Here is a 22,870-nt window from a genome sequence, read left to right as displayed (position 1 = left end):
CACTGTGCGAGTCGTCGTCATCGGTGCGGGGGTGGTCGGTGCCGCGGTCGCGGCCGGTCTGACCCGGCGCGGCGCGCAGGTCACCGTCCTGGAGGCCCGGACCCCGGGCTCCGGTACGACGTCCACCTCGGTCGCGTGGATCAACGCCAACAACAAGACGCCGAAGGAGTACTTCGACCTCAACCACGCCGCCGTCTGGGCGCACCACCAGCTGCCCGGCGACTGGCACTTCCCCACGGGCAACCTCGAGTGCGCGGCCACCGACGAGCACAAGGGCCTGCTGGAGGAGCGCGTGGCGCGGCTGCTGGCCCTGGGCTACCCGGTCGAGCGGGTGACCGCCCGGCGGGCGCGGGCGCTGGAGCCCGACCTGGTGCCGCCGCCCGGCGGCGCCGAGTACGTGTTCTTCCCCGGCGAGGCGTACGTGCTGCCGCTGCGGCTGCTCGGCCGGCTGCTCGGCGAGGCCCGCGACCGTGGCGCGGTGGTCGAGTGCGGGGCCGAGGTCACGGCCGTCGAGACGGCACCGGCGGGCGCCAAGGTGACGCTGGCCGACGGGCGCACGTTCGCCGGCGACGTGGTGGTCACGTGCGCGGGCCGCTGGACGCAGCGGGTGGCCGCGCTGGCCGGGGCGGACGTGCCCATGCTGGATCCCGCCGTGTCCGGGACGGTCACCAACGGGTTCCTGGTCACCACGTCGCCGGTGCCTGCCCGGCTGTCCCGGGTGCTCACCACCGGCGGGCTCAACCTGCGCCCCGACGGCGGGGGCCGGCTGCTGCTGCAGGCGCTGCAGCTGGACGGGCTGGCCGACCCGGCGCTCCCGGTGCCGGGCGAGGTCGTCGACGAGATGCTCGGCCTGCTGCCGAAGGTGCTGCGCGCGACCGAGGGGGCCACGGCGGAGCGGGCGGTCGTCGGCCAGCGGGCGATGCCGGGTGACGGGCTCACCGTGGCCGGCTTCGCCGACGCCGGCCGGCGCGTCTACACGGTGGCCACGCACAGCGGGGTGACGCTGGCGCCGCTGCTGATGGAGGAGGTGGCGGGCGAGCTGTTCGGGGAGGAGTCCGCGCTGCTGTCGCCGTTCCGTCCCGGCCGCTTCGCCGACGGCGCCGTACGTCCCGCCCCGGCCCCGGCCCGCCGCCCCGGCCAGCAGTGACCGGGACCTCGGCCCTGTCCAGGGCCTTGGGCAGGGCCGGTTCGGGACCCTGTTCGGGGCCGGTTCAGGGCCCCGGACAGGCCGGTTCGGGGCGGGACGCGGAGGTCACGTGACCGGGAGCCGGGCCGTCCAGTCCGTCACCCGCCGCAGGAACGTCGTCGCGGTCGGCAGGTGAGCGTCGCCCGGGGACAGCACCACGGCGTGGAACGCGTGCGGCATGCCGTCGTAGACGTCGAGCGCCGTGTCGACGCCGGCGGCGCAGGCGGCCTCGGCGAAGCGCCGGGAGTCGTCGAGGAGCACCTCGTCGCCGCCCGCGACGATGAGGAGGGGCGGCAGGCCGCGCAGATCGCCGTGGAGAGGCGACTGCGGCCCCCGGTCGGGGCGCGCGCCCGCGAGATACTGCTCGCCGATGGGGCCCATGATGTCCGGGTCGATGAGGTCGCGGCCCTTGTTGGCGCGGATGGACGGGCTCGAAACCGTGAAGTCGGTGACGGGGGAGACCGCCACGGCGCCCCCGGGCAGAGGCTCGCCGGCCTCGGCGAGCACCAGGAGCGCCGACAGCAGCAGCGTCCCGCCGGCCGACTCGCCGGCGAGCAGGATCCGCTCGGCGGGCACCTCCTGGGCGAGCAGGCTCCGGTGGACGGCCACCACGTCCTCGACGGCCGCGGGGTAGGGGTGGGCCGGCGCGAGCCGGTAGTCGACCGCCAGGGCGGGACGGCCCGTCGCCTGGGAGAGACGGTAGGCCATGATCTGCTCCATGGCCGGGTTGCTGTGGGAGAAGCCCCCGCCGTGCACGTAGATCGTGACGCCCGCCTCGAGCTTCGCGCCGGGTGCGGTGACCCACACGCCGGGGACGCCGCCGGTCCGCGGCAGGACGGGGGTCATGTCGGCGTCGGCGTCGAGCGTGGGCGGGTCGGTGAACAACGTGCCGAGGTGGGAGCGTACGGCGGCTTTGGCTTCGGGCGTGATGGAGACGTGTGCGAGCTGCACGAAGGGGTTCCTTCGATCAAGGTGTGGACGAGCACGGGTGAGCACGGCGTGGCGGTGGCGTCGGTGCCTCGGGCACGCGGGGATGAGCCGGGGGAGGCTCATGCGGGTCCGTACCAGGGCGCTGGGCGCCGTCATGGGCACGGAGGCGTCACGCGGGGCGCGAGAAGATCAGATGAGGCCCGTGAACATAGAGATCAACCCCCGGGTGTCAGGTGCCGCCCACCCGCCGCCGTCCACCTGGCGGCGTCACACGACACGTCGAGCATTACATCCGTGCCGCCGTGCGGTGTCAAGCACCGCCTGCGTCCTCACACTGGAATATTGGGGCTTGTGGGGTGGAGTGTCCTGTTCTACGGTGTCGTCTGTCGACAGACGACAGATTGGCAGGTTCGATGTCCCCCCCACGTGACCGCAAGGGATTGCCGGAAGGCTTCGACAGCTCGGTGTTCCAATCTCGCCGGTTCGCCGACGAGGTCGCCACGATCATCCGGCAGCTCATCCTGTCCGGCCAGTTCGAGCCGGGAGAGCGGCTGAACGAGCTCAACCTCGCCGAGACGCTGTCGATCAGCAGATCGCCGATCAGGGAGGCGTTGCAGGCGCTGGCCGCCGAAGGCCTCGTGCGCGCCGTGCCCGGCCGGGGCATGTTCGTCGCGGCTTTCGACGCCGTCGCCATCGACCAGCTGGCAGAAGTGCGCCAGGCGCTGGAATGCAAGGCCGCCAGGCTGGCCGCCGAGCGCGCCGACGACGACCTGCTCGACGCGCTCGGCCGGCTGCTGGCCAGCACCAAGGCGGCCCTGGCCGACCCCGATCACCCGTACCCACGCGATCTGGACTTCCACCAGCAGGTTCTCGACATGAGCGGCAACCTGAAGCTGGTGGAGACGGCCAGGAGCGTGTCGAGGCAGTTCCAGCTCGCCCGGGCCCGATCGGGCGAGTCCCCGCCCCGCGCCAAGGCCGCCTTCGAGGAGCACTACCGCATCTACGAGGCGATACGCGCACGCGATCCGGAGGAGGCCGACGCGGCCATGCACGCCCACCTGGAGGCGTCACGGCAGAACGTCAGGCAGTTGTTCGAGGGGATGGCCGGCGATCTGCGAGACGCCGGCGCCCGCCGGCTGAACCTGGGGCGGCAGGAGGGGGGCCCGCCGTGAAACGCGCCCGTATGATCATCGATGGCCGCGCGGAGGACGGCGCCGACCGCTTCGCGTCGATCAATCCCTGCACCGGCCGGGAGTGGGCGACCGTGCCCGCCGCGACCCCCGGCGACGTCGGCCGCGCCGTCGACGCCGCCCGCGGAGCCTTCCACGAGACCTGGCGCACCACGCCGGGCGTGCGGCGCGCCCAGCTCATGACCGCCCTGGCCGACCTGCTGGAGGCGCATGGCGACGCCCTGGCCACGATGGAGAGCAGCGACAACGGCAAGGTCATCCGCGAGACCCGCAACCAGATGACCTTCGCCGCGCGCAACCTGCGCTTCTTCGCCGGCTACGCCGACAAGATCTACGGCAGGACCGTGCCGCTGGACCACCCCGGCATGTTCGACTTCACCCGCCGCCGTCCCTACGGCGTCGCCGGGATTGTCACCGCCTGGAACTCGCCGATCGCCTTGCTGGCCAACAAGCTGCCCGCCGCGCTCGCCACGGGCAACACCGTCGTGGTCAAGCCGTCGGAGCACGCGTCGGTGACGACCTGCGAGCTGGGCCTGCTGGCCGCCGAGGCCGGTTTCCCGCCCGGCGTGGTCAACGTCGTCACGGGCGACGGGGCGGTGGGCGACGCGCTGACCGCCCATCCCGGCATCGACAAGATCAGCTTCACCGGAGGGAGCGCGACGGGCGCGCGCGTGGCCGAGGCCGCGGCCCGCCGCCTGATCCCGCTCACGCTCGAACTCGGCGGCAAGTCACCCAACATCGTCTTCGACGACGCCGACCTCGACCGCGCGATCGTCGGCGCCGTCGCGGGGATCTTCGCCGCGGCCGGGCAGACGTGCATCGCCGGCTCGCGCCTGCTGGTGCACCGCCCCATCTACGAGCAGGTGAGCGAGGCCATCGTCGCGCGCGCCCGCGCGATCCGCCTGGGCGACCCGCTCGACCCGGAGACCGAGATGGGCCCGGTGGCCAACCGCCCCCAGTTCGACCGGATCCTCGCTCTCATCGAGGCCGGCCGCGACGACGGCGCCACCCTGCTCACCGGCGGCCACGCCGCGGAAGGGCCGGGCCGAGGCCTGTTCATCCAGCCGACCGTCTTCGGCGACGTCTCGCCGGACATGCGCGTCGCCGCGGAGGAGATCTTCGGCCCGGTGCTGTCCATCATCCCCTTCGACGACGAGGACGAGGCCGTCCGCATCGCCAACGCCACCGACTACGGTCTCGCCGCCGGCGTCTGGACCCGCGACCTGGACCGAGCGCACCGCGTCGCCGACCGCCTGGAAGCCGGCTCGATCTGGGTCAACACCTACCGTTCCACCGCCGCCCAGGCCCCGTTCGGCGGCGTCAAGCGCAGCGGCTACGGGCGCGAGCGCGGCGAGGAGGCGCTCGCCGAGTACACCTACGTGCAGAACGTGATGATCGACTACTCGGGCTCCGCCAGGGACCCGTTCTCCATCCGCACCTGACCACCCCCTCCCAACGCTGCGACACCCTCCATCACTCCCTCACGGAGGTGACCCATGTCCGGACAGAGCCGGCGCGTCGCGCTGGCGACCCTGGTCGGGACCACAGTCGAGTGGTACGACTTCTTCATTTACGGAACTTCCGCCGCCCTGGTTCTGAACAAGCTGTTCTTCCCCGAGTTCTCGCCCACCGCGGGCACCCTGCTGGCTTTCGCCACGTTCGCCACCGGCTGGCTGGCCCGGCCGATCGGCGGTGTGCTGGCCGGTCACTTCGGCGACAAGCTCAGCAGGAAGACGATGCTCGTCGTCACCGTCGTCGGCATGGGCGTGGCCACGATGCTCATCGGCGTCCTGCCGACGTACGCGAGCATCGGTGTCGCCGCGCCCGCACTGCTGGTGGCGCTCCGCGTGTTCCAGGGGCTGGCCGTCGGCGGAGAGTACGGCGGAGCCGTCGTCATGGCCGTGGAGCACGCCCCCGAAGGGCGCCGCGGTCTGGCGGCGAGCTGGCCGCAGATGGGGGTGACTGCCGGGCTCGTGCTCGGCACGGCCGTCTTCTACGCCTTCCTCACCGCCATGCCGGAGGCGAGCTTCCAGGCCTGGGGCTGGCGCGTGCCGTTCCTGCTCAGCTTCGTGCTCGTCCTGGTCGGACTCGTGATCAGGATGCGGATCGTGGAGAGCCCCGCCTTCGAGAACGCCAAGCAGACGCAGGCCGTCGTGCGCCTGCCGCTGGCCGAGGTCGTCAGGCGCCATCCCGGCAGGGTCGTGCTGCTCATCGCCGCACACATCGCGCCCAACACCTACTTCTACACCTTCGCCACCTTCATCCTCGCCTACGCCACGACCACGCTCGGGTTCTCCAGCAGCACCGTGCTGGTCGCGGTCAGCGTCGCCGCGCTGATCGAGACGTTCACGCTGCCGGCGTTCGCGCACCTCTCCGACCGGGTCGGCAGGCGGCCGGTGTACATCGGCGGCCTGGCCTTCCTCGCGGCGTGCACGTTCCCCTTCTTCTGGCTGGCCGGCCAGGGATCGGGGCCGCTGCTGTTCGCCGGCATCGCCGTCTGCATGGCCGTCGGGCACGCCGCGGTGTACGGCACGCAGGCCAGCTTCTTCTCCGAGCTGTTCCCGACCTCGGTCCGCTACACGGGCCTCTCCCTCGGCTACCAGGTGGCCGGCGCGCTGTTCGGCGGGCCGTTGCCCTTGATCGCGACCGCGCTCGTCGGGGTCGGCGACGGCGGTCCCTGGTACTTCGCCGGGTACATGGCGTTCACCGCCGTGATCAGCGCGGTGGCCGCGTACCTGGCGCCCGAGACCTCGCGCCTGCGCATCGCCGACGCGCGGCCGGCCACGGCGGCCGGCGAGGGCGACTCCGCGTACGCGCCGAGCCGCTGAGACTCACCCCTGACGAAAGGAAGATCCCTTGTCCATGACGGAGACCGACGTCGTCGTTGTCGGCGCGGGCAACGCGGGGCTGGTGGCGGCGCTGGCCGCGCACGAGGCCGGCGCCCGCGTGATCGTGCTGGAGGCGGCCGGGGAGGACGAACGCGGCGGCAACAGCCGCTTCTCCGGCGGCATCTTCCGCGCCGCCCACGACGGCCTGGAGTCGATACGCCCGCTGCTGACCGAGTCGGACGAGAAGGTGCTGTCCAAGGTGTCCGTCGCGCCGTACAGCAGGCAGCGCTACGCGGGCGACTGGCTGGCCACCTCCATGGGCCGCCCGCCGCGCGAACTGGTCGACACCGTGGTCGACGGGTCCTTCGAGACGCTCGAATGGATGCGGCGGCAGGGCGTGGAATGGGAACTCACCGCCAACAAGCTCTTCGACCTGGACAACCTGGACGGCGTCTACGCGCTGCCGCCCGGCGGCGCCATCCGCGCCAAGGGCGAGGGGGTCGGCCTGATGGAGCGGCTGTTCGCCGCCGTCGAGCGGGCCGGCATCGAGATCCGGTACGACGCGCCCGCCGCCGGTCTGATCACCAGTGGCGCGACCGTCGACGGCGTGCTCGTGCGCCGGCAGAACGGCTTCGACGAGGTTCGCGGGGCGGTCGTGCTGGCCAGCGGCGGGTTCGAGGCCAACCCCGAAATGCGGCTGCGTTACCTCGGCCCCGGCTGGGACCTGGTGAAGGTACGCGGTACCCGGTTCAACATGGGCACGATGCTCGCCCAGGCGCTGCACGCCGGAGCCCAGCCGGCCGGCCACTGGGGCGGCTGCCACGCCAGCCCGCAGGACGCCGCGCACCCGCCCGTGGGCGACCTGCGCATGACCGACAAGCTGAGCCGCTACTCCTACCCGTACGCGCTCCTGGTCAACGGGGAGGGCCGGCGCTTCGTCGACGAGGGCGAGACCGAGGTCTGGCTGACCTACGCCAAGACCGGCAGCGCGATCATGCGGCAGACCGGCGGCGTCGCCTACCAGGTCTTCGACCAGAAGACCGTCCACCTGCTCGAACCCCGCTACCGCACCGGAACGCCCGTCGAGGCCGGCACGCTCGCGGAGCTGGCCGGGCGGCTCGGCGTGCCGGCGAACGCGCTGGCCGAGACGGTCTCGACGTTCAACCGTGCCGTCTCGGCCGACGCCGGGTCCCGGTTCGATCCGATGCGGCTGGACGGTGTCTCGGCGGAGCCGGCCGGGCAGCCGCCCAAGTCGAACTGGGCCCAGACGCTGGACGAACCGCCTTTCGTGGCCTACGCGGTCACCTGCGGCATCACCTTCACCTACGGCGGGCTGAAGATCGACACGCAGGCGCGCGTCGTGGACACGACGGGACGGCCGATGCCCGGCCTGTACGCCACGGGGGAGATCGCCGGCGACTTCTTCTACCACAACTACGCCGCGGGCTCGGGGCTCGTGCGCGGCGCGGTGTTCGGCAGGATCGCCGGGGGGAACGCGGCGGCGCGGGCCGCCGGTGGTACCGGGTGAGCGCCCTTCGCGCGCTGCTCGGCTCAGGACGGCTGCTCGTCGTGCCCGGCGCCGCCAACGCCCTGACCGCGCGGGTGATCGAGGACTGCGGTTTCGAGAGCGTCTACGTCACCGGCGCGGGGCTGGCCAACAGCCATCTGGCGGTCCCCGACATCGGGCTGCTGACCTTCAGCGAACTGCTCGCACACGTGGCGGCGATCCGCGAGGCGGTGAGCGTGCCGCTCATCGTCGACGCCGACACGGGCTTCGGCAACCCGATCAACGTCCGCCGCACCGTCCGCGACCTGGAACGGGCCGGCGCAGGCGCGATCCAGATCGAGGATCAGAGTTTCCCCAAACGGTGCGGCCACTTCGCCGGCAAGAGCGTCGTCCCCGCCGGGGAGATGATCGCCAAGATCCGGGCCGCGGTGGACGCCAGGCGCGACGACGGCACCCTGATCGTCGCGCGCACCGACGCGCGCGCCGTGGCCGGGATAGAGGAGGCCTGCGCCAGGGCCAACGACTACCGCGCGGCGGGCGCCGACGTGGTGTTCGTCGAGGCGCCGCGCTCGGAAGCGGAGGTGGAGCAGGTCGCGGCCAAGGTGCGCGGGCCGCAGGTCATCAACCTGGTGCACGGCGGTGTCACGCCCATGCTGCCCGAGCGGCGGCTGCGCGAGCTGGGGTTCGCGATCGCGCTGCACGCCAACCTGCCGCTGCTGGCCGGGCTGAAGGGCATCCAGGACGCGCTGCACACGCTGCGCGCGGGAACCGCTCCCGGCGAGTCGCAGCTCGCCAGCTGGGCCGAGCGGCAGCGGCTGGTCAGACGGCCGGAGTTCGAGGTGCTCGAGGCCCGGTACGCCACCTCGTCCCCGTCGGAGGAAGGAACGTCATGAGCACCAGACTCGGTTTCGTCGGCCTCGGCGTCATGGGCGGGCCCATGTGCCGCAACCTCGTGCGCCGCGCGGGCGTCCCGGTGACCGCGTTCGATCTTGACGCGAAGGCGCTGGACGCCGCAGGGGCGGACAGGGCGGGCTCGGCCGCGGAGGTGGCCGAGCGCAGCGACCTCGTCTTCCTGTCGCTGCCCGGCGGACCCCAGGTGGAGGCCGTCGTCCTGAACGAGCTGCTGCCGCGCGCGCGGGCGGGACAGACCATCGTGGACCTGAGCACCTCGCCCGTCGAACTGGCGCAGCGCCTCGCGGCGCGGCTGGCCGAGGCGGACGTCGACTTCCTCGACGCGCCCGTCGCCCGCACCCGGCAGGCGGCCGTCGACGGCACGCTGAGCATCACCGTGGGCGCGCCCGACGCCGCCGCGTTCGCCCGCGTCGAACCGTACCTGCGCCACCTGGCGACCGAGGTGCGGCACTGCGGCCCGCCCGGCGCGGGCGCCCTGGTCAAGCTGGTGAACAACCTGGTCGTCTTCGAGACCGTCGTGGCGCTGGCCGAGGCCGTCACGCTGGCCAGGCGCACGGGGCTGGTGGACGACGCCACGCTCTTCGACGCGCTCGCGGCCGGCTCGGCGGCGAGCTTCGCCCTGGACAACCACGGCCGCAAGGCGCTGCAGCCGGACACCCACCCGCGCGGCGCCTTCCCCGCCGCCTACATGCGCAAGGACATCGGGTACGCCCTCGACCTGGCCGAGCGTGCGGGCCTGCGACTGCCCGCCGGGCGGCTCGCGCACGATCTGCTCGGCACCGCCTGCGCGCGAGGGCATGCCGAGGAGTACCACACCGTCGTCGTCAAAGTGATCGACCAGTGAGGTGAAGACCATGACAGCCCCGGCGCACGAGGTCTACGCGGTCAAGTTCGGCCAGCATCCCGGCGGCAAACGAGCGCAGTACTTCCACGGCTCCGCCGCCGAGCCGCTGGAGAAGCCCACCCAGCTCGACTACTTCGTCTGGCTGATCAGGTCGCCCGGCCAGGACCCGAGCCGCGACATCGTGGTCGACGCGGGGTTCACCGCGGAGACGGCGGCGCGCCGCGGCCGCGAGCACTGGCAGGCCCCGTCGCGGGCGCTGGAAGGGCTCGGCGCCGACTGCTCGGCCGTGCCGTACGTGATCCTTTCCCACTTCCACTACGACCACGTCGGCGACGTGGAAGCGTTCACCGGAGCCAAGTTCGTCGTTCAGGCCAGGGAAATGGCCTTCTGGACCGGCAGGCACGCCGCCCGCCACGAGTTCCGCAGGCTCGTCGAGCGCGCCGACATCGAGCGGCTGGCCGGATACGCGCTCGACGGCCGGGTGTTGTTCGTGGACGGAGAGCACGACGTGGTGCCCGGTGTGCGCGTGCACCACGTCGGCGGGCACACCGCCGGGCTGCAGATCGTCAGCGTGGCCACCGCGCGCGGCACCGTCGTGCTGGCCGCCGACGCCTCGCACCTGTACGCCAACGTCGAGGACGACGCGCCTTTCGGCGTCCTGACCGACCTGCCCGCGATGTACGACACCTTCGACCGCATGCGCGCCCTGGCCGCCGCTCCCGAGCTCATCGTGCCCGGGCACGATCCCGAGGTGCTGGCCAGGTTCGACCCGGTCGACGGCTTCGAGGGCCGGGCCGTCCGCATCGCATGACCCTGGGGAGGAACACCGATGGCTGACAACATGTGGGAGCCCGTGTGCGTCGTGGGGCTGGGCGCGATGGGCGGCGCCGTGGCGGCCCGCCTGGCCGCCGCCGGTCGCGAGGTCGTCGGCTACGACCTGGACGAGGTGGCCGTGCGCCGGGCGGCAGAGGCGGGCGTGACCGTCTCTGCCGGCCCGGCAGAGGCGGTCACGGGCGCGCGCACCGTCATCACCAGCCTGCCCGACGCGGCGGCGGTGCGCGCCGCGTGGTGCGGGCCCGGCGGACTCGTGCGGCATGCGGCGCCCGGTACGTTCGCCGTCGAGCTGAGCACGATCGACCCCGGCACGATGCGCGAGATCGCCGTCCCGGCGCGCGCGGCTGGGCTGCGCGTGGTCGACTGCGCGGTCAGCGGCGGGCCGGAGGAGGCGGCCGCGGGCGCGCTGGCGCTGATCGCCGGGGCCTGGGAGGCGGACCTGCGTGACCTCGAACCGCTGCTGGGCCGGATCGGCACGTCCGTCGCGCACACCGGTGACGTCGGGACGGGCAAGGTGGTCAAGCTCGTCAACAACCTGATGTCGATGGCCAACGTGCTCGTCGCGGCCGAGGCCTTCCAGATCGGCGTGGCCGCGGGCGTCGAACCGGAGCGGCTCTTCGACGTGTTGTCGCGGAGCGGGGGACGCTCGCACCATTTCACCAAGAGGTTCCCATGGGCCATCGCCGGCGACTTCCGCCCGCGCTTCACCGTCGCGCTCGGCGAAAAGGACCTCGGGCTCGGGCTCGACCTGGCCCGCTCGGTCGGCGTGCCCGCTCCCGCGGCATCCGTCGCGCGCTCGATGTACGCGATGGCCGTCGCTGAGGGGCTGGCCGGCCAGGACATCGTCGCGCTGAACCGGCTGTACCAGCGGTGGGCGGAGCGAGCGCATGAGTGAGCCGATTCCCGCCGTGCTGATGCGCGGCGGCACGAGCAAGGGCCTGTTCCTGCACGCCCGCGACCTGCCGCCGGCGGGCCCCGCCCGCGACGCCCTCATCCTCGACCTCATGGGCAGCCCCGACCCGATGCAGATCGACGGGCTCGGCGGCACGCACTCCAGCACCAGCAAGGTCGTCGTGGTCGAGCCGGGGGGCGACGGCGACGACGTGTGGTACTGGTTCGCCCAGGTCGGGGTGGACCGGCCGATCGTGGACTGGTCGGGCAACTGCGGCAACCTCACCTCGGCCGTCGGGCCGTTCGCCGTGGACGAAGGACTGGTGACGGCCGTCGAACCGGTGACGCGGGTGCGGCTGCGCAACGGCAACACCGGCGTGCGCATCCTGGCCGAGGTGCCGGTGCGCGACGGCAGGGCGCGCGCCGCCGGGACGCACCACATCCCGGGCGTCAGGCGGCCCGGCGCCCCGATCGTCACCCGCTACCTCGGCCTCGGGCCCTGCTATCCCGCGTCGGGGCCCGTGTCGCTGCTGGACGGCGAGGACGGGCCCGTCGAGGTGACCATCCTGGACGTCACCCACCCGTACGTGTTCGCCCGCGCCGAAGACCTGCGAGTGGACCTCGGCGCAGCGCCGCCCGCCGCGCTCGGCGCGGACGGCGCCCTGCTGGCCAGGCTGGAACGACTGCGCGGCGCGGCGGCGGTGGCGCTGGGCCGCGCCGCGCAGCCGGACGAGGCGGCCAGGGACTCGCCGATCGTGCCGCGCATCGCGCTCGTCGGCGAACCCCTGGACGACGGTCACCACGTCGCCGCGCTCGGCGTGTCCATGGGCAGGATCCACCACGCGCTGCCGATGACGGCCGCGCTGTGCCTGGGCGCCGCCGTGCGCCTGCCCGGCACCGTCCCGTCGGGGGTGGCGCGCGGTGTGAGCGACGCAACGGTCCGCGTCAGGCATCCGCGCGGTGTCGTCGAGGTGCTGGCCGACGTCGATCCCGCGGCGTCGCCGCCCGTGCGGTCGGTGGGCGCGGTCAGGACCGCCCGCCGTCTCATGGAGGGGCGGGTGCACCCGGGCGGCGACTGATCGCGGCGACGCGGGTTCCCGTCCGGGCTGAGCGGGTACGCGTACCTCCTCCCGTGAGAAAGGCCTGGGGTACGGCGATGATCGAGAAACTGGCCGAGCTGGGCGAATTCGGCGCGCAGGCCGCCGTCGCCCTCACCCGCAACGGGTTGCTGCGACCGACCCATCCGGCCGCGCTCGCCCGCGTGGTGGAGGCGTACCGGCATTTCCACGTGACCCCGGCCGCCGGGCTGGCGATGGCGGCGGCGCGCTGGCCGGACCGGCAGGCCGTGGTGGACGAGGACGGCGCGCTCACGTTCGCCGAGCTGGACGGGCGCGCCGCCGCGCTGGCCGCCGGCCTGCACCACCGGCTCGGCGTGGAGCCGGGAACGACGGTGGCGGTCATGTGGCCCAACCACCGCGGGTTCGCGGAGGCGGTCGCGGCCGTGTCCCGGCTGGGCGCGGACCTGCTGCTGCTCAACACGGGGCTGGCCGGGCCGGCCCTGCGCGACGTGCTGCGCCGCGAACAGGCCGACGTGCTCGTCGCCGCGCCCGGCCTGCCGCCGGTGGACTTCGCGGGGCGGCGGGCCGGCGACCTGGACGAGCTCATGCGCTCCGCCGCCCCGCCCCCTCCGGTGCCGCGGCGGCCGGGACGGCTGGTGCTGCTCACCTCGGGCACGACCGGCCTGCCCAAGGGCGCGCCCCGGCGGCTGTCGGTGGCAGGGCTGGCCGAGCCGTTCGTCGCGATGCTGGCCACCGTGCCGGTGCGCGGCGGCGAGCCGATGCTCATCGCGCCGCCGCTGTTCCACGGGCTCGGCATCCTCTGGTACGCGGTCGCGCTCGTGCTCGGATGCCCCGTCGTCCTGATGCGCCGCTTCGACCCCGACGCCGTGCTCGACGCCCTGGAGCGGCACCGGGCCGGCGCGCTGGTGGCCGTGCCGGCCATGCTGTCGCGGCTGCTGGCCCGCGAGCCCCGTGACCTGCCCGGCCTGCGGGTGGTGGTCTCCGGCGGTGCCGCGCTCCGGCCCGACCTGGCCACCGCGTTCATGGACGCCTACGGCGACGTGCTCTACAACCTGTACGGCTCCACCGAGGCCGGCTGGGCCGCCCTCGCCACGCCCGAGGACTTGCGGGAGGCCCCTGACACGATCGGCCGCCCGCCGCGCGGCGCCACCGTGCGGATCGCGGGACCGGACGGGGAGGAGCTGCCGGCGGGCGAGACGGGGCGGGTTCTGGTCGGCGGCGGGCTGGCGTTCGGCGCGCGGGCGGGCGAGCTGATGGGCACCGGCGACCTGGGCCACCGGGACGGGGGAGGGCTGCTGTTCATCGACGGCCGCGACGACGACATGATCGTCTCCGGCGGTGAGAACGTCTTCCCGCAGGAGGTGGAGAACCTCCTGGCCCGCCTGCCGGGCGTCGCCGACGTGGCCGTGCTGGGCGTGCCCGACGAGGAGTACGGCCGGCGCCTGGCGGCATATGTGGTCACCGAGGAGGGCGTCACGCTGTCGGCCGACGAGCTCAAGAGCGCGGTGAAGGCGGAACTGGCGGGTTTCAAGATGCCCCGCGACGTCGTGTTCGTGCCGTCGGTCCCGCGCAACCCGACCGGCAAGGTCGACCGCTCCCGGCTCACCGGCCGCTGAGCCCGCCGCAGGGCTCACCGGCCGCTGGGCGGGCAGTGGGGGCTCACCGGCCGCGGGGCCCGGGGGCCCGCCGAGGCCCGCCGGGCGCCCGGGCCCGCGCCTGCCTGCGCGCCCGGCGGGTCAGGCGCTCTCGGGGAACGAGGCCGTCCCGTGAGGGTTGTCGATGACGTAGCGCCACTGGCCGTCGGGGCCGCGCCGGACGACGTCGGTGGCGGTGCCGGACATGTCGATCCGGCTGCCGTCCCCGGCGGTGCCCCGCATCGACCAGTCAACGATGAGCAGGGCGATGCCGCCGGCGACGTACACGTGCCGGGGGCGCGCCTCGATCGGCAGGCCGAAGCTTCGCAGGTGCTGGTTGGCGGCCAGGCGCCCGGCACCGGTGACGGGATGGCCGGGGACCGGCACGAGGACGGCGTCGTCTTCGTAGACGTGGTCGAGGGCCTGAGCGTCACGGGCGTTCATGGCCGCCACGAAGCGGGCGGCGGCGCTGCCGGGGTCGCCTGCGAGCACCACGCGAGGCCGGGAAGTGTCATGAGCGTTCATGACAAAATGATCATATCACGGATGGGGGTCGCCTGCGTCGGCGAGGGCGAGGTCGAGCGTGGCCAGCGCGCCGCCTTCCGGCGGGTTGGCGAAGGTGAGGCGGGCGCCCAGCACGCCGGCCTGGCCGGCGGCGATGGTCAGGCCCAGGCCGTGACCCGCGGTCGTCCGGTCGCCGCCCTTGCGGAAACGCGCCGGCCCGTCGCGCAGCAGATGGCCGGGGAATCCGGGGCCGCGGTCGTGGACGGTGACGCGGGCTCCGTCGACCACCACGGTGATCGGCGGCCGGCCGTGGAGGGCGGCGTTGGTGAGCAGGTTGGCCAGGATGCGCTCCAGGCGGCGCGGGTCGGTGGCCACGACGGCGCCGGCGCGGACCACGACCCGCGCGTCCGGGGCGAGCGCCGCCGCGCGGTGCGTGGTGAACTCCCCGAGGGCGACGTCGGACAGGGCGGGGCGTTCCGTGGCGGTGTCCAGGCGGGCCACCTCCAGCACGTCCTCGACGAGGGCGCGCAGGACCTGGGTGCGCTCCCGCACGATGTCGGTCATCCTGCCGGGCGGCAGGAGCTCGGCGGCGGTGGTGAGGCCGGTGAGCGGGGTGCGCAGCTCGTGGGCGATGTCGGCGGTGACCCGGCGTTCGGCTTCGAGGCGGGCCCGCAGGGCGCCGGCCATCGCGTCGACGGCGTGGGCGAGCTCGGTGGCCTCGTCGTGGGAGCGGCCGCCGATCGCCGCGCCCACCCGGACGGTGGGGTCGCCGGCGCTGACGTGGCGGGCGGCGGTCGCCGCCCGGCGCAGCCGGTCCGACAGGCGCGCGCCGATGGCGATCCCGGCCAGGGTGCCGCCGGCGACGACCGCGGCCGAGCCCAGCAGCAGGACCCGGTCGAGCGCAACCAGGTCATCGAGGCTGTGCCGGTAGTCGGAGCGCAACGACAGCACGTGGTCGCCGGTGCCGGCCGCCGCCCAGACGAAGGTGCCCTCGGAGGTCTGGCGCAGCGCGGTGGCGACCTGCCCGTCCCGTGCCGCCGCGCGCAGATCAGCCGGCACGGCCGGGTCGTCCAGCCGGCTGCCGAAGGCCGGCTGGCTGCCGCGGTGATATTCGCGCAGCAGCAGCTGGATGCGTTCGGCCTGCAGGCGGTGGGCGTCGTCGGCCTGCTTGCGGGCGTAGGCGAGATGGACGATGAGGCTCAGCGCCACCGCCACGACGACGCTGACCGCGGCGACCGTGGCACTGATCTTCCAGCGCAGGCTCATCCGCCGTGCCCCCGTGGCCCGCCGCAGCCTCACTCGCCCTCCGCGCGCAGCTTGTAGCCGAAGCCGCGCACCGTCTCGATGCGTTCGCCGCCGATCTTGTTGCGCAGCCGCTGCACGTGGATGTCGGCCAGCCGGGAGTCGCCGCCGTAGGCGTAGTCCCAGACGCTTGCCAGCAGCACGTCCCTGCTGAGCACCGTGCCGGGCGACTCGGCGAAGCGCAGCAGCAGCCGCATCTCGGTCGGGGTGAGAGCCACCGGCCTGCCGCCGCGCAGCACCCGCATGCCGTCGACGTCGATCTCCACGTCGCCGAAGCGCAGCGGGCGGGCGCGCCGCCCGGCCGGAGCGCCGGCCTGAGCGGTGCGAGCGCTGCGGCGCAGCACCGCGCGAATGCGGGCCAGCAGCACCGAGCCGTCGAAGGGCTTGGTCACGTAGTCGTCGGCGCCCGCCTCCAGCCCGACCACCACGTCGACGGCGTCGTCCCGGGCCGACAGCATGATCACCGGGACGAGGCTCTCCTCGCGGATGCGCCGGCACAGGCTCACTCCGTTCATGCCCGGCAGCATCACGTCCAGCAGCACCACGTCGGGGGTGCGGGCGCGGAAGGACTCCAGGCCGGCCATCCCGTCGGCGGCGGTCGTGACCGTCAGGCCGTCGCGTTCGAGGGTCAGCTGGGTCACTTCCCTGATCACCTCGTCGTCCTCGACGAACAACACGTGCGGGGTCTCGGTGGCGTCCATGAAATCTCTGTTCAGCCTTTCGGGTCGTCTCACGCGCCGTCGAGGACGAGCGTGCGGCCGCTCCAGCGCAGCGGCGTCGTCCGCGTCGCGGTCGGGCAGGAGGCGGCGTCGCCCGGCCGGTATTCCGGCCGCACCAGGACCAGGGCCGCGTCGCGGACCTCGACGCGGCTGCCCGCGCCCTCGTGGGCGTAGACCCGCTCACCCGGCTGATCTCCGGCGAGCCGGTAGACATAGGTGCCACGGGTGCCCTCGTATCCGCAACTCCGGCCCGGGCAGGTGTAGACGGTGACGGCCACCAGGCGGACGTGCCCCCGGTCGCCGGACAGGGAGATCTCCTCGGAGTAGACGGGGAACTTGCCGTGCTCGCACCGCCTGATCGCGGACGTGCTCCTGGTGCCCAGCCGTGGATCCTCCCGCAGCACCTGCAGGCCGTCGAGGTCGGACGGCGTGCCGGCAGCCGTCTGCGCCGGCGCGGGCGAGGCCCGCTCATGACTGGCCCGCCCCTCCACCCGCACCCGCGGATCGATCCCGCAGCCGGCCACGGCGGCCGATCCGGCCAGGGCGAGAGCGCACAGCAAGGCCCCCGCGACGGCGGACGGTTTTCTCAGCGACATGCCGCAGATAATACCTGCCGCGCATTGTTACAAGACCTATGGATTACCGCTGGCATTTCGATGTGAAAGCTGAAAGGAATCGACGGCGTCCGCCTTTACGGTGGTCGGCGTGGAGCTTCGCGTTCCGTCCCGGGCACTGCGTCAGGGCCGGTGATGCGGCCGGAGACCATGCGGCCGATAACACGCGAGCCCCGTCGAAGAAATTCCGTGACGCATTCAGAGAAGACATCGAAACGTTCGCCCGGAGAAAGCCGGACCATGTCCCCGCCCTGGAGGCCGACCTGAAATGAACCATCCCGTGGACGTTCCCCATGACGCCCCGCCGGCGAACCGGCCCCGGCCCCCGCGGGGGCGGCTGCTGGGGCTGGACGCCGTGCGGGCGCTGGCCATCGTCGGCATGGTCTACATGCACGTCAGCCCGACCGGATGGCTGGCCCCGGCCCCCATGCCGGAGAAACCGGCGGTGCTCGACTGGGTCGAGCACGCCGTCTCCGGCCGGTCGATGAGCCTGTTCGTGCTGATGGCCGGCATCTCGGTGGCGCTGATGACCGGTGGGCCCGCGCCCCTGGACGGCGAGCGGCTGACGACGGCCAGGAGACGGCTCGCGATCCGCGCGGCCATGCTGTTGCTGATCAGCCTGTGCGTGGACCAGCTGTCCGGCATGAACCTGTCGATCCTCGAGTTCTACGCCGTGTGGCTGCTGCTGCTGATACCGCTGGTACGGCTGCGCCCGGGCACGCTCATGGCCGCCGCCGGCGCCCTCGGGGCCGCGCTGCCCGTCTTCTGCTTCGTCGTGCTCAACTACGGCCGCACCTGGGCCATCTCCCCGATGAACCCGGCCGGCGCCGAGCCGGCCTTCGGCCTGACGCTGCTGCTGAGCCCGCAGGACTGGCTGGCCAAACTTCACCAGCTGCTGATGGGCGGCGGTTTCCAGACGCCGTACGCGATCCCGCTGCTGCTGGCCGGACTGGCCATCGGCCGGCTCGATCTGCGCAGCCCGGCCGTGCGCGCCAAGATGGCCGGCTGGGGCGCCCTGCTGGTGGCCGTCAGCTGGCTGGTGTCGTGGGTGGCGCTCGTCCCGCTGGGCGCCGAGCGGGCGCTGGCGGCGATGATGGAGTCCGCCGGCGGGCCGATGCTGCAGCCGTGGGCGTCGGTGCTGACCCTGCCGCCGCACCAGCTGTACGCGCTGAGCATCCCGATGGCGCCGATGATGACCGGGGTCGCGCTGCTGCTGCTGGCCGGGCTCCTCACCCTGCTGGAGCGGCCCGGCTGGCAGGTGGCCCTGCGGCCGCTGACCGCCGCCGGGAGCCTGGCGCTGACCTGGTACGCCGCTCACCAGGTCTTCATCGAGCGGGTGGCGGGCGATCCGCCCTACGCCTTCACCCTGTTCGCCGGCATGGCGGTCTTCGCCTTCGCCGTCTCGCCGCTGTGGTTGCGGTGGATGCGGCGCGGGCCGCTGGAATGGCTGGTCCACCGGGTCATCGTCATGGTCGTGCCGGACCGTCCGGTACCGGACCGCGCGGGGGCCAGGCACAAGGCCGGCTGGTAGGCCGCGCGCGGTCGAGCCGAGGGGGACCCGCGCGAACCCTTCCCGGCTCGGCCGCCCGGCTCACCGGCCCCGGCGCCTGGCCAGCAGCAGGACGCACGCGATGGCGCCGAGCAGCACGGTGGCCAGTCCCGAGGCGCCGAGCGTCGCCCGCGGGCCCAGCGCCGTCGTGACCGGTCCGCCCAGCGCCGTGCCGAGCGGCGATGCGGTGAGCAGCGCCGCGCTGCGGGCGGCGAGCATCGCGGCCAGGTGCTCCGGCGGCGACTTCGCCTGCATGAGCGTCACCGACAGCGCCACGAACGGCCCGTAGACCGCGCCGCCGACCCCGAAACACGCGACGGTCACGGCCACCGGCACGTCGAAGGCGAACGGCAGCAGCAGGAGCCCCCAGCCGAGCACGATGGCGACCGTCACGGGCCACAGCGGCAGCCGCCGCAGCGTGCCGGCCGCGAGCCCGCCGAGCACCGCGCCGGCGCCGAACACCATCCAGTAGAGGCCGAGCAGCGTGCCGGGCGCGCGCAGGTCGTGGGTCACGTGGAGTGGCAGGGCCACCTCGACCGGGCCGTACAGCAGGTTGAAGAACCAGGTGAGCGTCAGCAGCCCGAGCAGCTCGGGACGGGACCGCAACAACGCGAGCCCGCCGCGGGCGGCCGTCCGGTCGACGGGGGAGACGGGCCCCGACTCCGGCAGCCGGGTGCGCAGGACGATCACGGCGAGGAAGACGTAGGTGAGAGCGTCCAGGCCGAGCACGAGCGCGGAGCCGACGTACGTCACCAGCACACCCGCGAGCGCGGGGCCGGCGATCGTGGCGGCGAAGTTGAGCGAGCTGACGAGGGTGTTGGCGGCGAGCCGCCGCTCGCCCGGCAGCAATTCGGCCAGCAGGGTGTACTTGCCCGCGCTGCCCCACGCGTGCAGCAGGGACGAGCCCGCGAGCAGCACGACGTACAGCGGAAGGCTGAGCAGCCCCGCGAACCAGGCGAGCGGCACCGCGCCGAGGAACACGCCGCGCACCACGTTGTCGGCGAGCAGTATCCGCCTGGCTGGCACCCGGCGCATGCGGCGGCCGAGCACCAGCGCGCCGGCGACGCCCGGCATCGTGTACGCGGCCACCGCGCCGCCGACCCACAACCCGGCGCTCGCCTGCGGCGCGAGCTCGACGGCCAGCCACGCCACCGCCACGAAGCTCATCCCGTCCCCCAGGTACGAGACCGCGAAGCCGAGGATCAGCCGCCGGAACACCCGGTTGGCGAGCACCGGCCGGTAGGCGGTGGGGACGAGACGCCGGAGCACGGCAGGGACCTCGGAACGCGGCATCATGCACGGCGGATCGGCTCGGCGCGGCGGCGGTCGGGGTCCTCGTGCGGAAGAAAGGCCGTGTGAACGGTGATGCTCATGATGGTCACGTTAGGCGCGGGCGGGGAGCGGCGCTTCTCGATTCCTGCTGGGCCGGTCGCGAAGGGAGGCCCACGCGAGCCGCTGGATGAGGGCGACGCGTCCGGGGACGGGGCTTTCAGCGCGCGGCGGAGCGGGCGCGGTCCAGCAGGTCCAGCGTCAGGTCCGGCTCCAGGTCCTCGAGGTTCCACCGGGAGTCCCGGTAGGCGTGGTTGCTGACCCAGAACGCCATCACGCCGTCGTCCAACGACCTGGCGTACGTCGCCAGCGACCAGGAGTTGCCGCCGTCGTGCCAGGCGATCGGGCCGTCGCCGGTGTCGAGCACGCTCCAGCCGTACGCGTACGACTCCTCCGAATCCGGCATCGGCGCGTACGGGGTGAAGAGCTTCTCCTTGGCGCTGTCCGTCAGGACGGCGTCGCCGGTCAGGGCGCGGTGCCAGCGGAACATGTCACGGGCGGTGGACAGGATGCCGCCGTTGCCGCGCAGGTTCCAGTACGGTCCGTCGGCCGCCCACGGATGGTCGTAGGGCCGGCCCCTGCTGGCGCCCCGGGCGTCGTACTCCACGGCCACCTGGTCGCGGTCCCATCGGGGCAGCACGTATCCGGTGCTGGTCATGCCGGCGGGGGCGAACAGGTGCTCGGCCAGGAACTCCTCGTAGCCCATGCCGGAGACCTTCTCGATGATCGCGGCGAGCATGCTGTAGCCGAGGTTGGAGTAGTGGAACCGCTCGCCCGGGGCCGACAGCGGGTCGGAGGCCAGCGCCCCGGCCAGCATGTTCTCTCGCGACAGCACGTCATAGTCGTCGCCGAGCGACTCGGGCAGGCCCGCCGTGTGGGTCAGCAGGTGATGCACCGTGATCTGGCGTTTGCCGGGCGGGACCGGGCCGAGATGGGCGCTGATCGGGTCGCTGGTGCGCAGCCTGCCCATCGTCTCGAGCTTCAGGATCGCGGCCGCCGTGAACTGCTTGGTGATCGACATGACGTCGTACACCGTGTCGCAGGTCGCGGGGGTCCCGGCGGCGCGGTCGGCCAGGCCGAAGCCCTGGCAGTGGACGATCCGGTCGCCGCGCGCCGTGACGACCGTGCCGCCGGGCCCTTCGGGCAGCGTGCGGGCCAGGTAGGCGGCCAGGGGTTCGCCGGCGGCGGGGGAGCACGCGGCCATCGCCAGCACGAGCATCAGCAGCACACCGGTGCGCATGTGACCTCCAGGAGTCGGGAGGCACCAGTTGACCTGCGCCGCCGGACCTGCTCAACATGTCCGGGCGTCCGGGTTCGTACGGGACACCGTACGTCCAGGTCAGCGCGCAGGGCACCATCAGGAGATCGACACAGGAGCGAACCATGACCACCACCCCGCCCCCGCCCCCGGCCACCGGCGAGACCGCGTTCATGCACGAGCTCCGGCGTCTCAAGGCCTGGTCGGGCCTCAGCTTCCGGGAGCTGGCGCGCCGCGCGTCCGCCGCCGGTGACGCGCTGCCCTCCTCCACCGCCTCCACGATGCTCGGCAGGAACCGGCTGCCGCGCCACGAGGTCCTCGTGGCGTTCGTCCGGGCCTGCGGCCTCGACGAGGAGCAGGTGCGGGCGTGGGCGGACGCCCGCGCCGGGATCGCCGCCGGCACACCCGAGCCCGCACCGGCCTCCGCGCCTGCGCCGGCACCGGAGGCCGTGCCGGTGCGGCGCACGCGGGCCTGGAGGCGGCGGGTTCTGGCGGGAGCGGCGGCACTGGGCGTGATTCTGGCCGGAGGGGCGGCGCTGACGCTCGGAAGTGAGTCGGTCGAGACGTACGAGACGACCGTCGTACGCTGACCCCGGCCGTCAGAAGGCGTTGACGAGGACGACGTACACGGTGGTGCCGAGGCCGACGCTCAGGATCGTGCGGCGGCCGAAGGCGAGGTGGACGCCGGCGGTGACGGCGACGGCGAGCAGCGCGTGGAGCGCCGCCCGTGGTTCGGCGGCGATGGTGCCGTGCAGGGTGGTGACGGCGAGGATCGCGAGGATCCCCACCGGCATCCACACCGACAGCTGCCGCACCGTCGCCGACGTGCGGAGCGCGCGCAGCGCCGCGAAAGGCATGGCGCGCAGGGCGAAGGTGATGCCGAACACGATCGCGAGGACGGCCAGCAGGTAGGGCGTGCTAGGCACCGGCGGCCTCCCCGACGGTCTTCCCGGCGCTCCCTCCAGCGGCCCGGCGGGTGGCGAGCAGGTGGCGGGCCAGCAGCAGGACGAGGAACACCAGCAGCGCGGTGAGCAGGGCGACGCCCGGAGTCAGCACGAGCGCGGCCGCGACGCTCGCCACGGCGAGCAGTACGGACGGGATCTCGCGGCGCGAGCGGACCGCGTCCAGGGCGAGCGCCGTGAACAGGGCGACGAGGGCGAACTCCAGGCCTTTGACCGGGCCGGGCAGCGCCGTGCTGAGAGCGACGCCGGCCAGGCCGCCGCCGACCCAGTAGGCCTCGCAGGCGATCTGCATCGCCAGCAGCCGGGGCGCCGAGCGTTCGGCCTCGGGCAGGGCGGCGTTGACCGCGTACGCCTCGTCGATCATTGCGTAGACGGCGTACGCCTTGGCGAGCGGGTGCCTGACCACGTGCAGCGGGAAGGAGAAGGCGTAGAACACGTGACGGAAGTTGACCACCAGGACGGTCAGGGCGATCGCGCCCAGCGGCGTGACCGTCGCCGCCATCCCCACCACCAGCAGCTCCACGGAGCCGGCGAACGCGGACAGCGACAGGGCCGGGGCCAGCCACCAGGGCAGGCCGGCCTGGACGACCAGCAGGCCGAGCGCGATCCCCAGCGGGAGGATCCCCAGCCCGGCGGAGAACGAGTCGCGCACCCCGGCGGCGATCTGCTGCCGCCGGGTGGCTGGGAGTGACGTGGTGACCTGCGAGGGAACGTGTTGTCGCACCTCTCCATGGTCTCGCAGATCGCCCGCCATGTGGTTGCCGATGTTGCCCGCCGAGCCCGCTCTGGTGCAATGTT

General features: G+C 73.5%; 22 protein-coding genes. 13 read left to right on the top strand and 9 right to left on the bottom strand.

Annotated features, from left to right (window positions below):
- The first annotated feature begins 4 nt into the window (after positions 1–4).
- Entirely contained in the window at positions 5–1,147 is a 1,143-nt protein-coding gene (locus tag ABGB14_RS45375) for an FAD-binding oxidoreductase (RefSeq protein WP_347650095.1), read from the top strand.
- A 105-nt stretch (positions 1,148–1,252) separates the two neighbouring features.
- Here the strand turns inward: ABGB14_RS45375 and ABGB14_RS45370 are convergent, their stop codons facing one another.
- Positions 1,253–2,137 (bottom strand): alpha/beta hydrolase, encoded by an 885-nt coding sequence (locus ABGB14_RS45370; RefSeq protein ID WP_347650094.1) that lies wholly within the window; start codon positions 2,135–2,137, stop codon positions 1,253–1,255.
- 392 nt (positions 2,138–2,529) lie between these two features.
- On the opposite strand from ABGB14_RS45370, the gene ABGB14_RS45365 reads away from it, so the two are divergent.
- The 10 genes from ABGB14_RS45365 (at position 2,530) to ABGB14_RS45320 (ending at position 13,817) form a co-directional block, all read left to right on the top strand.
- Complete coding sequence (locus tag ABGB14_RS45365) at positions 2,530–3,288, top strand: FadR/GntR family transcriptional regulator (protein ID WP_347650093.1); 759 nt, start codon at positions 2,530–2,532, stop codon at positions 3,286–3,288.
- Positions 3,285–4,748 carry an aldehyde dehydrogenase gene (locus ABGB14_RS45360; protein ID WP_347650092.1) on the top strand — a complete coding sequence of 488 codons (1,464 nt, stop codon included), beginning with the start codon at positions 3,285–3,287 and terminating at the stop codon, positions 4,746–4,748. The genes ABGB14_RS45365 and ABGB14_RS45360 overlap by 4 nt, the downstream gene beginning before the upstream one ends.
- Before the next feature lie 54 nt (positions 4,749–4,802).
- Positions 4,803–6,134, top strand: a complete 1,332-nt coding sequence (locus ABGB14_RS45355) for an MFS transporter (RefSeq protein ID WP_347650091.1) — start codon at positions 4,803–4,805, stop codon at positions 6,132–6,134.
- Positions 6,135–6,168: 34 nt separating this feature from the next.
- Entirely contained in the window at positions 6,169–7,662 is a 1,494-nt protein-coding gene (tcuA, locus tag ABGB14_RS45350; RefSeq protein WP_347650090.1) for an FAD-dependent tricarballylate dehydrogenase TcuA, read from the top strand.
- On the top strand, positions 7,659–8,534 hold the full coding sequence (locus ABGB14_RS45345) for an isocitrate lyase/PEP mutase family protein (protein WP_347650089.1): 876 nt from the start codon (positions 7,659–7,661) through the stop codon (positions 8,532–8,534). Before tcuA ends, ABGB14_RS45345 begins: the two co-directional genes overlap by 4 nt.
- On the top strand, positions 8,531–9,397 hold the full coding sequence (locus ABGB14_RS45340; RefSeq protein WP_347650088.1) for an NAD(P)-dependent oxidoreductase: 867 nt from the start codon (positions 8,531–8,533) through the stop codon (positions 9,395–9,397). Before ABGB14_RS45345 ends, ABGB14_RS45340 begins: the two co-directional genes overlap by 4 nt.
- Before the next feature lie 10 nt (positions 9,398–9,407).
- On the top strand, positions 9,408–10,208 hold the full coding sequence (locus tag ABGB14_RS45335) for an N-acyl homoserine lactonase family protein (RefSeq protein WP_347650087.1): 801 nt from the start codon (positions 9,408–9,410) through the stop codon (positions 10,206–10,208).
- Between the two features lie 18 nt (positions 10,209–10,226).
- Positions 10,227–11,126, top strand: coding sequence for an NAD(P)-dependent oxidoreductase (locus ABGB14_RS45330; RefSeq protein WP_347650086.1), 900 nt, complete (start codon positions 10,227–10,229; stop codon positions 11,124–11,126).
- Positions 11,119–12,201: a PrpF domain-containing protein gene (locus ABGB14_RS45325; RefSeq protein ID WP_347650085.1), complete on the top strand. Its 1,083-nt coding sequence runs from the start codon at positions 11,119–11,121 to the stop codon at positions 12,199–12,201. Before ABGB14_RS45330 ends, ABGB14_RS45325 begins: the two co-directional genes overlap by 8 nt.
- Before the next feature lie 77 nt (positions 12,202–12,278).
- Complete coding sequence (locus ABGB14_RS45320; RefSeq protein WP_347650084.1) at positions 12,279–13,817, top strand: AMP-binding protein; 1,539 nt, start codon at positions 12,279–12,281, stop codon at positions 13,815–13,817.
- Between the two features lie 120 nt (positions 13,818–13,937).
- On the opposite strand, the gene ABGB14_RS45315 is transcribed toward ABGB14_RS45320, so the two are convergent.
- From ABGB14_RS45315 to ABGB14_RS45300, 4 genes are read right to left on the bottom strand one after another with little or no spacing between them, the layout of a single operon-like run.
- Positions 13,938–14,360: a DUF4440 domain-containing protein gene (locus ABGB14_RS45315; protein ID WP_347650083.1), complete on the bottom strand. Its 423-nt coding sequence runs from the start codon at positions 14,358–14,360 to the stop codon at positions 13,938–13,940.
- Positions 14,361–14,375: 15 nt separating this feature from the next.
- A complete protein-coding gene (locus ABGB14_RS45310; RefSeq protein ID WP_347650082.1) occupies positions 14,376–15,638 on the bottom strand; it encodes a HAMP domain-containing sensor histidine kinase in 1,263 nt (420 codons plus the stop codon).
- Entirely contained in the window at positions 15,635–16,342 is a 708-nt protein-coding gene (gene cseB / locus ABGB14_RS45305; protein WP_347650081.1) for a two-component system response regulator CseB, read from the bottom strand. The genes ABGB14_RS45310 and cseB overlap by 4 nt, the downstream gene beginning before the upstream one ends.
- Before the next feature lie 29 nt (positions 16,343–16,371).
- Entirely contained in the window at positions 16,372–16,956 is a 585-nt protein-coding gene (locus ABGB14_RS45300; protein ID WP_347650080.1) for a hypothetical protein, read from the bottom strand.
- A gap of 298 nt (positions 16,957–17,254) precedes the next feature.
- On the opposite strand from ABGB14_RS45300, the gene ABGB14_RS45295 reads away from it, so the two are divergent.
- Complete coding sequence (locus ABGB14_RS45295; protein WP_347650079.1) at positions 17,255–18,505, top strand: DUF418 domain-containing protein; 1,251 nt, start codon at positions 17,255–17,257, stop codon at positions 18,503–18,505.
- Positions 18,506–18,565: 60 nt separating this feature from the next.
- On the opposite strand, the gene ABGB14_RS45290 is transcribed toward ABGB14_RS45295, so the two are convergent.
- Positions 18,566–19,792, bottom strand: a complete 1,227-nt coding sequence (locus ABGB14_RS45290) for an MFS transporter (protein WP_347650078.1) — start codon at positions 19,790–19,792, stop codon at positions 18,566–18,568.
- 220 nt (positions 19,793–20,012) lie between these two features.
- Entirely contained in the window at positions 20,013–21,092 is a 1,080-nt protein-coding gene (locus ABGB14_RS45285) for a serine hydrolase domain-containing protein (RefSeq protein ID WP_347650077.1), read from the bottom strand.
- A 143-nt stretch (positions 21,093–21,235) separates the two neighbouring features.
- Between ABGB14_RS45285 and ABGB14_RS45280 the strand changes: the two genes are divergently transcribed.
- The gene (locus ABGB14_RS45280; RefSeq protein ID WP_347650076.1) at positions 21,236–21,700 is read left to right on the top strand and encodes a helix-turn-helix transcriptional regulator; all 465 of its coding nucleotides are present in this window, start codon (positions 21,236–21,238) and stop codon (positions 21,698–21,700) included.
- Between the two features lie 9 nt (positions 21,701–21,709).
- On the opposite strand, the gene ABGB14_RS45275 is transcribed toward ABGB14_RS45280, so the two are convergent.
- Positions 21,710–22,036, bottom strand: a complete 327-nt coding sequence (locus tag ABGB14_RS45275; protein ID WP_347650075.1) for an AzlD domain-containing protein — start codon at positions 22,034–22,036, stop codon at positions 21,710–21,712.
- Positions 22,029–22,796 carry an AzlC family ABC transporter permease gene (locus ABGB14_RS45270; RefSeq protein WP_347650074.1) on the bottom strand — a complete coding sequence of 256 codons (768 nt, stop codon included), beginning with the start codon at positions 22,794–22,796 and terminating at the stop codon, positions 22,029–22,031. The genes ABGB14_RS45275 and ABGB14_RS45270 overlap by 8 nt, the downstream gene beginning before the upstream one ends.
- Positions 22,797–22,870 lie beyond the last annotated feature (74 nt).

Source organism: Nonomuraea sp. B10E15 (assembly GCF_039871615.1).
Classification (GTDB): domain Bacteria; phylum Actinomycetota; class Actinomycetes; order Streptosporangiales; family Streptosporangiaceae; genus Nonomuraea.
Note: the sequence above shows the minus strand (reverse complement) of the source record. Positions and strands in the feature narration are given on the sequence as shown.

Excerpts from the sequence above, each read along its gene's own strand:
- tcuA (WP_347650090.1), top strand. The coding sequence starts at position 6,169 with ATGACGGAGACCGACGTCGTCGTTGTCGGCGCGGGCAACGCGGGGCTG.
- ABGB14_RS45325 (WP_347650085.1), top strand. The coding sequence starts at position 11,119 with ATGAGTGAGCCGATTCCCGCCGTGCTGATGCGCGGCGGCACGAGCAAG.
- ABGB14_RS45335 (WP_347650087.1), top strand. The coding sequence starts at position 9,408 with ATGACAGCCCCGGCGCACGAGGTCTACGCGGTCAAGTTCGGCCAGCAT.
- ABGB14_RS45315 (WP_347650083.1), bottom strand. The coding sequence starts at position 14,360 with ATGAACGCTCATGACACTTCCCGGCCTCGCGTGGTGCTCGCAGGCGAC.
- ABGB14_RS45355 (WP_347650091.1), top strand. The coding sequence starts at position 4,803 with ATGTCCGGACAGAGCCGGCGCGTCGCGCTGGCGACCCTGGTCGGGACC.
- ABGB14_RS45300 (WP_347650080.1), bottom strand. The coding sequence starts at position 16,956 with ATGTCGCTGAGAAAACCGTCCGCCGTCGCGGGGGCCTTGCTGTGCGCT.
- ABGB14_RS45340 (WP_347650088.1), top strand. The coding sequence starts at position 8,531 with ATGAGCACCAGACTCGGTTTCGTCGGCCTCGGCGTCATGGGCGGGCCC.
- ABGB14_RS45365 (WP_347650093.1), top strand. The coding sequence starts at position 2,530 with ATGTCCCCCCCACGTGACCGCAAGGGATTGCCGGAAGGCTTCGACAGC.
- ABGB14_RS45330 (WP_347650086.1), top strand. The coding sequence starts at position 10,227 with ATGGCTGACAACATGTGGGAGCCCGTGTGCGTCGTGGGGCTGGGCGCG.
- cseB (WP_347650081.1), bottom strand. The coding sequence starts at position 16,342 with ATGGACGCCACCGAGACCCCGCACGTGTTGTTCGTCGAGGACGACGAG.
- ABGB14_RS45280 (WP_347650076.1), top strand. The coding sequence starts at position 21,236 with ATGACCACCACCCCGCCCCCGCCCCCGGCCACCGGCGAGACCGCGTTC.
- ABGB14_RS45320 (WP_347650084.1), top strand. The coding sequence starts at position 12,279 with ATGATCGAGAAACTGGCCGAGCTGGGCGAATTCGGCGCGCAGGCCGCC.
- ABGB14_RS45285 (WP_347650077.1), bottom strand. The coding sequence starts at position 21,092 with ATGCGCACCGGTGTGCTGCTGATGCTCGTGCTGGCGATGGCCGCGTGC.